Here is an 11,860-nt window from a genome sequence, read left to right on the forward strand (position 1 = left end):
ATGTTCAATATGGGATCGTTAGTGCGGTACATCCTTATTGTCTGAATGACGAAGGTAAAAAAATGAAAATAAAAAAACAGATCGCCTCAGCTCAGCAAACTAGTCGACGTTCTTTTCTCAAATCCGCTGTGACAGCGTTGGCGTTACCGATGATTAATTTGGGTTCATTCAAGGTGTTTGCCGCATCCGAAACCCGTTACAGCAGTAAAGTCATTGATTTAGTCAACAGCACACAGGTGTTTGATATGTTATCGCTGCTCACACCTATCGGGCAGATGATGGAGGCGATGTACAGCGACAAGCCCAAACAGCAGGACGCTTATACAATTTCCGACCAATATATGCGTACCATTTTGTCCTCCGGCATCGATGTTTTTCACCCGGCGGTGGGACTGGGTGCCGAAGAGGCTATGCCCTTTGTGGCCGGTTTAAATTCGATGATCGCCGAACACGCAGGGCATATTAAACGTATTGATTCTATCAGCGACTTGGAGGGGCTTAAAAAAGGTCAACAAGTTGGATTGATTATCGGCATTCAGAATTCGGATCACTTCCGTCAGGTCGATGACGTGGATCAGTTTTATCATCTGGGTCAACGGGTTAGCCAGTTAACTTACAACAGCCAGAATCTTATCGGCACCGGGTCTACTGACCGCAGTGATGGTGGACTAAGTTCTTTCGGGGTGCAGATAATCGAACGGATGAACAAACTCGGTATGGCGGTAGACGTCTCCCATTGTGGCGATCAAACCACGCTGGATGCCTTTGAAGTGGCCACTAAACCGGTTTTGATTACCCACTCAAATGTCAGGGCTCTGGCCGGTGGTCACGTCCGTTGTAAATCTGATGAGTCCATCAAAGCAATGGGCAAATCCGGCAGTGTGATGGGGATTACCGGTGTTCGACAGTTTGTCAGCGACAAGGAACCGACCAATATCAACAATATTATTGATCATGTTGATTACGTTGCCCGTTTGGTGGGCGTGGAGCATGTTGGTGTCGGTTCGGATATGGATATGGACGGTTACGATGATATTCCCCAGCCTTATTACGACGCGCTAAAAGCAAACTATAACGCCAGCTATGCATTTCGCGGCAAAATCGATACTGATGGTTATGACCATCCCCGCCGTATTTTTGACTTAACCGCCGGATTACTCAAAAGAGGCTATTCAGATGAGGATATTCGTTTGATTCTGGGTGGAAATTTCAAACGGGTATTAGGTGAAATCTGGTCTGCCTGATGATTGATAATACTAAAAATAGAGATAGCAAGATGAACAGCAAAGCAAATAATAAAGTAAGAGCAGGACTGTCCTGCCTGTTGGCGATGACGCTATTGTGGATGACCAATTCGGTGCACGCCAACAATGTTCCTGATGTTACCGACCCCGCAATTGTAGAAGCCTTTGTGGATGGTGTGGTTAAACCGAGTATGAAAAACAATCACAACCCGTCAGGTGTGGTGATGGTGATGAAAGACGACAATATCATCTTTGCCAAAGGCTATGGTTATATCGATGTAGACAAGCGCATTCCGGTTGATCCGCAAACCAGCCTGTTTCGTCCCGGATCTATTTCCAAATTGTTCACCTGGGTGTCAGTAATGCAGCAAGTTGAACAAGGCAAACTGGATCTGGATGTTGACGTTAATACCTATTTATCGACCTTTAAAGTGGCCGATACATGGCCCGGTCGTCCGGTGACTTTGCGCCATATTATGACTCATACCGCTGGATTTGAAGATGGGGCACTGGGGTATTTGATTCTAAATGATCCAACCCAGATTGTGCCTTTAGCAGAGTCGTTGCAGCAGCATCAGCCAGCGAGAGTAAACCCTCCGGGCGAGCATGTTGCTTATTCAAATTGGGCCACTGCGCTGGCAGGCTTAATTGTCGCGAATGTGTCCGGTCAGGATTTTAATAGTTATGTACAACAGCATATTTTTGATGTGCTTGGCATGACAAGTTCGACTTTTGTGGAACCATTGCCTCCTGAGCTGGATGCCAATATGGCTAAGGCCTATCGCTATGAGGCAGATCAATATACTGAACTGAACTATGAAATAGTTTCAAACTTTGGTCCAGCGGGTGCCATGGCCACTACTGCCTATGATATGTCGTTATTTGCCAGAGCGTTGTTGAATAATGGTGAATACAACGGCAAGCGTATTCTCAAAGCGGTAACCTTGAAGCAAATGTTGGAACAGGGTTTTAGCCATGACGAGCGGGTACGGGGAACCGGGCTGGGATTTCTGAAACGTCGTTTCGGCCCCGATGGCTTTGACAATTTCGGTCATGATGGTGCTACTAACGTGTTTGTGTCTCATTTTGGCCTGTCCTTGAAAGAACATTTTATGCTGTTTTCGTCCTTTAGTGGGGTACCGGGCGCTCATGGTCCACATAGTGATTTGGTAAAAGCATTTTATGATGAGTTTTTCCCACGTGATGTACCGGTAATAACCCCTCCGGCAGATTTCGCGGAGCGGGCCGAAAAATACGCCGGAACTTACAATAACTGGCGTAATAATTTCACTCAGGCTGAGTCGTTATTAGGACTTTTTGCTGGCACTCAGGTTACTCCCATGCCGGATAATACCCTGATGATTGGGGATAAGCGTTATGTCGAAGTGGAGCATAATCTGTTTCGTGAAGTAAACGATTATGGACGCATTGCCTTTCAGGAAGACGCTAATGGACAGATTAGTGGTTATGTAATCGATGGCTTTGGTGTGATGCAGTTTTATAAAGCGCCTTTCTATCAAACAATGGGCTTTACCAGCTGGTTGATGGGCTTATCGATTATTGTCTTTATCAGTGTATGGATTCGATTGGCATACCAATGGCGGACTTACAAGCAAATGGCCTTGCCGGAAAAGAATACTTTCCGTGCCTCTATTGCGGTAGCTAGTTTTAATTTGTTGTTTTTAATCATTTTTACATTGGGACTCAGTGCCGGGATTGACGAACTGATTTACGCGATCCCAACCACGCTGAAGGTGTCGCTTATCTTCCCAATATTGGCATTGATTGCCACCCTATACCATTTGTATTGCACCACCCAGGTCTGGCAGCGCAGTTTGCTGAATGGAATCTGGGCTCGGCTGCGTTATTCGGTCGTGAGTGGCTGCGCAGTGTTCATGGTCTGGTTTTATTATTACTGGAACCTGTTTGGGTTTCAGTACTAACCCGGATTGATAATCTATCCCACCTCCCTGGGATCAGGATTGTGGCTGTTTTTGACCCTGCAGCCACAAGCCTGCTTTAGGGGGCGTTTCATCTGATCGAATCTGATATTAGCGGAACAAAATGTTATGCAAATTAGCAAAATCGAAATTAGCCATCTGAATGTGGCACTTCATCACCCCATTAGAACGCCTCTGGGGGCGATCGATGCCGCGCGCAATGTGGTGGTAAAAGTTTGTACTGATAGTGGTTATGTTGGCTGGGGGGAAGCCAGTCCTTTCGCACCTATTACGGGAGACAGTCAGGACAGCAATTATATTGCTGCCCAGCAACTGGCCAAACTGATTATCGGTAAAAATCCACTGGCAATAGCGGCGCGAATGGCGCAAATTAATCATTTTACCCTGGGGGATCCTTCTATCCGCTCCGCGTTTGATATGGCGCTGTATGATATTGCCGCTAAGGCAGCAGGATTGCCGCTGTATCAATTCTTGGGGGGAGAAGCCAGAGCGTTGCGTACGGATTTAACCATCGGTATGCAGGACAGCGTAGAGCAAACAGTGCAACAGGCGCAAGCCATACTGGATGCGGGATTTGATGCTATCAAACTCAAAGTGGGTCGTGATGGGTTGGAGGATGTAGCCCATGTCGCTGCCGTACGAGAACTGGCCGGTGCCAATGTAGCGATAAAAATTGACAGTAATCAGGGCTGGGATTATCCCACTGCGGTAGCCAACCTAAAGGCGATGGCGTCACTCAACCTGCAGTATTCAGAACAACCTCTTGCCGCCTGGGATCATGCCGGCTTGGCTCGTTTAAGAGACAAGGTTGATTTACCAATCTGTGCCGATGAAAGTGTGTTCAATCATCATGATGCCCTTAAGCTAATCAAATTGGATGCAGTGGATTATCTGAATATTAAACTGGGTAAAGCCGGTGGTATTCAAACGGGGATGAAAATCAACACTATTGCAGAAGCCGCCAAGATTAAATGTATGATTGGCTGCTTTGGTGAGAGTCGTTTAGGCTTGTCTGCTGCCGCACATTTGGCCATGGCCAGACCGAATATTACCTTTCTGGATTTGGATTCTGCCTATCATTTTAAAATGAATCCGGTTAAAGGTGGGCTTGTTTATGATGAAAAGACAGGAGGGGTTATACATTTACCTGATGCACCCGGACATGGTGCTGAAATTGATGAAACCGCAACCGAAAATCATATTAGTATCGAGCTGTGATACGAGTTTTGAAAGCAACAAATATGCGTGGAGAATGCTGTGTCAATTATTAGTGCCGATAATAATATCGCGTTACTGGCGGTAATTATGCTGATTGTGGCGTTTGGGTATCGCTGCGAAAAAACCTCGTTGGGCAGCAAAATATCCGCGCCTCTAATTATTCTGGTTGGTGGACTGATATTGGGAAATATCGGTGTGATCCCCAATAGCGCCGGATTATATGATGCTGTTCAGTCACTGTTGGTGCCGCTGGCTATTCCTCTGCTGCTGTTTCGTGCGGATTTGGTTCGGGTGTTTAAAGAAAGTGGCACGATGTTGGTTGCTTTTGGATTAGCCACTGTATTTACTGTGATCGGGGCCTTTATTGGAGCCTGGCTGGTGGATCTGGGAGAACTGGAAGGTAAAATTGTCGGGGTGCTGACTTCCAGTTATATCGGCGGTAGTTCGAATTTTGTTGCGACCTCCGAAGCGGTGCAATTGACGGATTCATCAGTGTATTTATCGACGTTAGCTGCTGATGCAATGGGGGCAGTAGTCTTTCTGATTCTATTGATGTCATTACCTGCCTCTGCGCTGATCCGACGATTTGTGCCTTCTGCCCATATGGACAATGCGACAACGCTGCAAACCACACAGGATGAAAGCATAACCCAACAGACCACTTCCGTGACCATGAGTGGTGTGGTTAATGGTCTGGCATTAAGCCTAAGTATTTGTGTGTTGGGGGGATTTTTGGCGGAATATATACCTATTCCCGGTATGTTTATTATTTCGATTACAATTTTGTCATTAATCGCGGCTAATTTTGGCAAAAAAATGATAAGTAAGATTAATTTCGACTTTGAAATTGGCACTATTTTTATGTACATCTTCTTCGCTACTATCGGTGCCAGTGCTAATATGAGTAACTTGCTCGGCTCAGCCCTGATGATGGTGTTGTTTCTGGTTGTACTGATTGTGGTGCATATAGTATTACTGTTACTGTTTGGTTGGTGGTTTAAACTGGATTTGGCAGAACTAATGATTGCATCCAGTGCTTGTATACTTGGACCGGCTGCCGCTGCAGCACTGGCTGCAGGACAGGGGTGGCGGTCATTGATCACATCAGGCATGCTGGTGGGCGTATTAGGTTATGCTATTGCCACTTTTATCGGTATTAGCATTACAGGTGTTTTATCTTAAATAATCTGAGTTTTGCTGGTTACTAATCAGCATTTTTCCCATAATATTCGGCGATAAAATCATTTTTCAGAGGCGGGATGTTTTCACCCTTCTCTTATACAAAGTTAGGAGCAATATAGATGTCTATTGTTATAAAGCCACTTGATGTTGCCAAGCGAGGGGCTTGCCCAGCTGAATTCAGTTTTGGTGGTACGTTTTCGGATCATATGTTTAGTCAGGATTACGCTCCGACAGTGGGATGGCATAATGCCGAAGTCAGCCCTTATCACCCGTTAACCTTGGATCCGTCAGCGGCGGTATTGCATTACAGTCAGGAAATTTTTGAAGGTCTTAAAGCGTATCGTAATGCGCAAGGCAATATTAATTTGTTCCGTCCCGGTGAAAACTTTAAACGTTTTAATCGCAGTGCCAAACGGATGGTGATGCCACAAGTGGATGAACAGTTCCATTTTGAGGCATTAAAATCATTGATTGAATTGGATCATGCCTGGGTTCCGGATCAAGTTGGTTCGTCGTTATATATTCGTCCTACCATGATTGCGACCAGCTCCAAATTGGGCTTGGGGGCTAGTGCTAACTATACTCATTTCATCATTACTGGTCCGGCCGGCGCTTATTTTCAGGGTGGTTTTAATCCGATTCCTGTCTTTATTGCGGACAAGTACCGTCGTGCCGTGGTTGGTGGAGTGGGTGAAGCCAAAACCGGTGGTAACTATGCAGCAAGTTTGTATGCCTCGGAAGAGGTGGCCAAACTAGGCTATTCACAAGTGCTATGGTTAGATGCTGTTGAAGGTCGCTTTATCGAAGAAGTGGGCGCAATGAACATCTGTTTTGTGTATGACAATAAAAAAATTGTCACACCGTCATTAAGTGGCAGTATCTTGCCTGGCATTACTCGTGATTCAATATTAAAATTGGCGCCGACCTTGGGTTATGAAGTCAGTGAACAGCGACTGGATGTGAATCAGGTGATGGCGGATATTGATAGTGGTAAAATTACCGAATGCTTTGGTTGTGGCACTGCTGCGGTGATTTCACCGGTGGGTAAACTATGTTTTATGGGCAAAGACTATATCGTCAACAATAATCAGTCTGGTGCAGTAGCCAAACATTTATATGATCAGTTAACCGGTATTCAATACGGTACAGTAGCAGATCCTTTTGACTGGATTGTGGAAATCCCGGTTAAATAGCCCGAATATTAAATTCACAAAAAACCACCTTAATCGGTGGTTTTTTTAGTTTTACGGTTTCTATAATGCCAGTTAACATTATAATCAAATTATAATGTTATTCGTTGGAGCTATGATGGAAAATAAAACGGCCCGCTTTACTGTTTTGCTTGATCCGCGCAAAAAGAAAGCCTTTGAACAATTGTGTGCTTCGCAGGATTTAACTCCCTCTCAGGTTGTCCGCCAGTTAATCCGAGGCTATCTGGAACAACATGATGTTGATTTTATGCAACATGATGATAACCCGGATTGACCTAACCATTAATCACCACAGTCCAGTCTGATCCAATTGAATAAACAGGCGATAACTGCCTGTTATGTTGACTGTATAAACTAATGCACAGCAAATAATTTATTATCATTACATTATAATTTAGTTACAATGAGTTTTATGCTGTTATCTGAGAGGTTACGATGAATTTGCCAGCTTGCCCAAAATGCGACTCTGCTTTTGTGTATCAAGATCAGGATCTGTTGATCTGTCCGGAATGCGCCCATGAATGGAATCCGAATGAAGTCGTTGAAGAAGATGGAATGGTCGTAAAAGATGCTAATGGCACTTTGCTACAAGATGGCGACAAGGTAACGTTAATCAAGGATCTGAAGGTTAAAGGTTCTTCGATGGTGCTTAAAATTGGCACTAAAGCAACAATTAAACGCCGGGTTGAAGGTGATCATGATATCGACTGTAAGGTTGATGGCGCCGGTGACATGATGCTCAAATCCGAATTTGTCAAAAAAGCCTAACACTCATAGAGCAGTTAGGGGGCGGTAGCAATGGTCCTGTATCCAGCTAATCGGCGTAGCCACTGCCAATGGCGTTAAACGGCATTACCAGACCCAGTTCTGGTACCTGTAGACCTACCCAGGCTGGAAAGGTATTGCTGTTTGGACCCGGAAATAAAGTGTATTGATCTGCCCAGGGATAGCGATCGATAGCACTGATCATTTGGGGAATGAGCCTTGCGGCTTGATCTCCCTGAATGGATAAAACCTTTTCTGGTTTGGCACCATACCAATAACGATCGGGTGTTGTAGTTTGATATTGACGCAACGCAGGCAGTCCGCTTTTAACTCGCCAGCCGACCACTTCGTAAACCGTATAATCGGCAGCATCCTGTTGCTTGACTGCAATCCAGGTATGTACCGCAAACCAACCTCGCCAACTAAATGCATCTGCGGCATAAACTTCTATTACCGCTTGCTTTTGTATGGCCGGATTCGGGGCAATACCTGCCGGTTCCCGTGAGGCGGTGCGCCAGTTATTGTTTGAACACCCACTGAGCAGAGATATTAATAACACTATTATTGCGAGTTTAGGCATCGTTGCTCCTGAGCGTTGATTGAAGGACATTTATGGTTATTGGACTGTCGGTGGATGTCGACGGTTTACTATCACCCGAGAGTAGTTACAGGGTGACGTAAATCCGGTGATGTTAAGGTTTAAACCAAAGTCGCGTCGAAATGGGATAGTGATCGGAAATATAACGGTCTTCTTCACGGATTTTGTGGGTAATATAGTCACTACTGGTGAGTCCTTTACTAATAAAAATATAGTCAATGCGTTTGCCATCGTCGTGGCCAAAACCATTAAATGTGCTGGCCGGAGAGTCGCCATTTGCGAGTCCTGTATCGGTAAACTGTAGTGTTGGATCAGCTAAAACAGTTGAGTATGCGGCTTCTGAATCCAGTGTATTCAAATCTCCCATCAGAATAACCGGTGTGTCTCCGGCTATCTTGGGAATGTAATTAACCAGAAATTCTGCACTTTTTTGACGGGCCAGATCGCTGACATGGCTGAAATGGGCGTTGAATACAAAAAAGATATTGTTGTTGTGGTTGAACTTGGCCCAGGTTACCACTCGGGGCAGTTTAGCCAACCAGCCAACAGAGCCTGCTACATCAGGTGTTTCCGATAACCAGAAGTATCCGCTATCCAGCTTTGTCAGCGTGCGAGTATTGTATAACAAGGGAACAAATTCGCCGGCGCGTTTGCCGTCATCACGACCGACACCGATAAAGGCGTAATCGGCTAAATGGTTATCCAGCCAATCCAGTTGATGGGCGAGTACTTCCTGCATGCCAACCACATCAGGTTGAGTTTGCTTGAGGTGCGAAAGCACAGTTTGCTGGCGCTTAGGCCAGGCATTAATGCCATCATCCGGATTATCGTAACGCAGATTAAAGCTTTCTACTCTGATCGATGATGCAGCTTCGGTTAGTTCTTCATCATTACCGGTAGTGGGAGCCGCTTGTATATTTAAACTAAACAGTATCATAGCGCTGAGTAAAACCAGTAATGAATGCATGGTTAATTCCTTATAGGCATGTTTGGATAGCCTATATAGTGATTAATTATCAATGACGTGACAAGTTGTTCCTATGCCTGTTTCGCCCACTTATGTTTTTCCTGTGCTGGTGGCACATCAAACAGACGACGATATTCCCGACTGAACTGGGAAGGACTTTCATAGCCCACCGCGCGTGCGACTGCGGCAACGCCCTGATCGGTGCTGAGTATCAGGCGTCTGGCTTCTTGAAGCCGCAAGTTTTTATGGTATTGAAGCGGGCTGATTGCGGTAAATGACTTAAAATGGTGATGCAGGGCTGAGACACTCATATGTGCCTGCTTTGCCAGTTCATCAACTTTTAGTGGTTGATGATAATTATCATGTAATAAATGTAATACCCGGGCAATCCGATTGACATGCCCATCTTGCATAATCATTTGTTGTAACTGCTTGCCTTGTCCGGCTCTGATCAGGCGGTAGAATATTTCCCGTTTTATCAGCGGCGCTAAAATAGCAATATCCTCAGGCTGCTCTAATAATTTCAACAATCGCACCAATGGATCGAGTAATTCGTATTCCAGACGATGGATTTGAATGCCTTTAACATCTTGTGTCTTTTCCATCGGGGGCAAGTGTTCATCGGCCAGTAACAAGCTTAATTCTTTACTATCCAGTAATAAACGGAATCCCATTGACGGCTCCGACTCACTGGCCAGGGTAACTTTGGCTGTGACCGGCAAATTGGCAGTGGATAACAGGTAGTGAAACGGGTCGTAACTGAAGGTCTCGTTGCCAATCCACAACTGCTTTGAACCTTGCACGATGACCGATAAGGCGGGCTGTTGAATGGATGACTTGGGGCCAGTTGAACTACAGACTTTATGTAAAAATAAACCCTCTATTGCGGTATCAATTGAGCCTTCCTGTTTTCCTATAATGCGGTTCAATACCGCGACTAACTCTGTTCGAGCCTGTGTCATCAGAGGGGCAATAACGTGTTCCATAACGTCTCCTGAAGGGATTTTAAACTTTTCTTTTGTAGAAATAGGCAAAATTTTTGGACAAATGTATTAGTTATTTTCTTTTAACATGTAAAAAAATCAGATCTAGACTTCAACATTAGCAAGAGATTATCACTTTGTTGCTGTAAATTAATCCAGTAATAATGACAAAGTAAACATTATGCATAATTAGGCAGTATATAAACAGGAATAGGCATGTTTAGTTGAACAGACTACTACTATAGTATCGATACTGTTATTGAGTAGGTTCAATTTTCAGTTGGCAATGAATAACTATTAGAATTGGTTTTACTCCCCAGCCAACACCTCAATGCTGTGACAGGGTCATTATTCCAACCGATAAATCGATAGGGGCGAGCATGTCCGTAATTAACAAGTATGAGCATAACAAGCTCGTTGTCGAAAGCTGGTTTCGCGGTTTCTGGGGAAATCCAGCCGACTTATCCGTGATCGAGCGTTATCTTGCCAGTGATGCCGAGCTAATTTACCCTGGCCGGGAAACCCTGTGTGGTCACCAATCTATTCAGCAATTTATGCTTGCTTTTCGTCGGGCCTATCCCAATTTGCAGTTTTGGCAAGTGGGGGAATTGATTGCTGAAGGGGACTATATTATTGGCCGGTGGGATGGAATGGCCACCCATACAGGTTCTGCCTTTGATGATCCTTTAGTTGGCGTACCCTATGCCAACAGCGGTATGTCGATAAGATTTACCGGGGGTAATATTCGTTTTTATCTTGTTGACGGTAAAATTAAGCAAGAGCGATCTCAAGGGCAAGCACTAGTGGCTTTGCAGCCGGATTCGGTCGACTGGTTTAGACAGCCATTGCATGCTTACTAGTGAACTCAAGTTAACACTGAATAACGGTGTACATATCTTTATACAAATTTGCACGCCATTTATTAGCTAAAAGTCTTATAAATAAATAGTTCGAATGCGTATCTCACTTTACAAACAGGCATGAATGTATATAATAAACATTCACTGATGTATGTATGTTTTATTATTGTTAATACCAAGGAAATCACATGTTCAAAACATTGGCAATGAGTCTCGCCATCGTTGTTGTCTCTTCTTTTTCTCAATTTACTCAAGCTAATGAGATTGATATCCATAACCCGTACAAAATGGTTGATCAAGTTGCCAGTAAAACCTTTAGCCGTATTAAGCGTGAAAAAGCGAATATCGAAAAAAATCCGGATGTCTTGCGTGATATTGTCTCTCAAGAATTAATGCCTTATGTAGATTCAAAGTATGCAGCACTAAAAGTGTTGGGTAAGTATTATCGCAATTATCCTAAAGAAATGGTCTACGAATATATTAATGACTTTGAACCTTATATTGTCTCTACCTATGCCAATGCGTTGACTTACTATAACGATCAAACGGTTGAATTTGAGCCGGAAAAAGACTTTACCAATGAAAAGCAGGTATCGGTTAAAGCGCTGGTTAAAGATAGCGGTAAGCCGGATATAAAGCTCACTTTTATTGTTCGCAAAAATAACGAAACCGGTGAATGGCGGGCTTATGATATGGTAGTCGAAGGTATTAGTCTGGTATCCAGCAAGCAAAGTGAGTTTGAATCTATTCTGCGTCAGCAAGGTTTGCAAACGGTGATCGATTTAATTAAAGATAAAAGCAAGCAAAAGATTGAGATTACTGCCACCAAGTAATCGATTATTCAGATATACAGACTTAGTGCTTTAGCTCG

At 44.3% G+C, this 11,860-nt stretch carries 12 protein-coding genes; 9 read left to right on the forward strand and 3 right to left on the reverse strand.

Translation table 11 applies throughout. The annotated features are described in order from the left end of the window. Positions 1-62: 62 nt before the first annotated feature. The 7 genes from ACTD55_RS01045 to ACTD55_RS01075 all read left to right on the forward strand — a co-directional run bounded on the left by ACTD55_RS01045 (position 63) and on the right by ACTD55_RS01075 (position 7,584). On the forward strand, positions 63-1,244 hold the full coding sequence (locus ACTD55_RS01045) for a dipeptidase (RefSeq protein WP_438862442.1): 1,182 nt from the start codon (positions 63-65) through the stop codon (positions 1,242-1,244). After that, positions 1,244-3,187 carry a serine hydrolase domain-containing protein gene (locus ACTD55_RS01050; RefSeq protein ID WP_438862443.1) on the forward strand — a complete coding sequence of 648 codons (1,944 nt, stop codon included), beginning with the start codon at positions 1,244-1,246 and terminating at the stop codon, positions 3,185-3,187. The genes ACTD55_RS01045 and ACTD55_RS01050 overlap by 1 nt, the downstream gene beginning before the upstream one ends. A 126-nt stretch (positions 3,188-3,313) precedes the next feature. Next, positions 3,314-4,423, forward strand: a complete 1,110-nt coding sequence (locus ACTD55_RS01055) for a mandelate racemase/muconate lactonizing enzyme family protein (RefSeq protein ID WP_438862444.1) — start codon at positions 3,314-3,316, stop codon at positions 4,421-4,423. A 39-nt stretch (positions 4,424-4,462) separates the two neighbouring features. After that, entirely contained in the window at positions 4,463-5,605 is a 1,143-nt protein-coding gene (locus ACTD55_RS01060; RefSeq protein ID WP_438862445.1) for a DUF819 family protein, read from the forward strand. Positions 5,606-5,724: 119 nt separating this feature from the next. After that, positions 5,725-6,798, forward strand: a complete 1,074-nt coding sequence (locus tag ACTD55_RS01065; RefSeq protein WP_438862446.1) for a branched-chain amino acid aminotransferase — start codon at positions 5,725-5,727, stop codon at positions 6,796-6,798. 115 nt (positions 6,799-6,913) lie between these two features. Further along, a complete protein-coding gene (locus ACTD55_RS01070; protein ID WP_438862447.1) occupies positions 6,914-7,090 on the forward strand; it encodes a CopG family transcriptional regulator in 177 nt (58 codons plus the stop codon). Positions 7,091-7,251: 161 nt separating this feature from the next. After that, positions 7,252-7,584 (forward strand): zinc ribbon domain-containing protein YjdM, encoded by a 333-nt coding sequence (locus ACTD55_RS01075; protein WP_438862448.1) that lies wholly within the window; start codon positions 7,252-7,254, stop codon positions 7,582-7,584. A 46-nt stretch (positions 7,585-7,630) separates the two neighbouring features. Here the strand turns inward: ACTD55_RS01075 and ACTD55_RS01080 are convergent, their stop codons facing one another. The 3 genes from ACTD55_RS01080 to ACTD55_RS01090 form a co-directional block, all read right to left on the reverse strand. Further along, positions 7,631-8,161 carry a DUF3750 domain-containing protein gene (locus tag ACTD55_RS01080; RefSeq protein ID WP_438862449.1) on the reverse strand — a complete coding sequence of 177 codons (531 nt, stop codon included), beginning with the start codon at positions 8,159-8,161 and terminating at the stop codon, positions 7,631-7,633. Positions 8,162-8,273: 112 nt separating this feature from the next. Beyond that, positions 8,274-9,146 carry an endonuclease/exonuclease/phosphatase family protein gene (locus ACTD55_RS01085; protein WP_438862450.1) on the reverse strand — a complete coding sequence of 291 codons (873 nt, stop codon included), beginning with the start codon at positions 9,144-9,146 and terminating at the stop codon, positions 8,274-8,276. A gap of 71 nt (positions 9,147-9,217) precedes the next feature. Continuing rightward, positions 9,218-10,132, reverse strand: coding sequence for an AraC family transcriptional regulator N-terminal domain-containing protein (locus tag ACTD55_RS01090; protein WP_438862451.1), 915 nt, complete (start codon positions 10,130-10,132; stop codon positions 9,218-9,220). Between the two features lie 377 nt (positions 10,133-10,509). Between ACTD55_RS01090 and ACTD55_RS01095 the strand changes: the two genes are divergently transcribed. Further along, positions 10,510-10,989 carry an ester cyclase gene (locus ACTD55_RS01095; RefSeq protein ID WP_438862452.1) on the forward strand — a complete coding sequence of 160 codons (480 nt, stop codon included), beginning with the start codon at positions 10,510-10,512 and terminating at the stop codon, positions 10,987-10,989. A 188-nt stretch (positions 10,990-11,177) separates the two neighbouring features. Next, positions 11,178-11,822, forward strand: a complete 645-nt coding sequence (gene mlaC / locus ACTD55_RS01100; RefSeq protein WP_438862453.1) for a phospholipid-binding protein MlaC — start codon at positions 11,178-11,180, stop codon at positions 11,820-11,822. Positions 11,823-11,860: the final 38 nt, after the last annotated feature.

Origin of the sequence: Neptunicella sp. (assembly GCF_048268085.1) — a bacterium.
Lineage (GTDB): Bacteria > Pseudomonadota > Gammaproteobacteria > Enterobacterales > Alteromonadaceae > Neptunicella.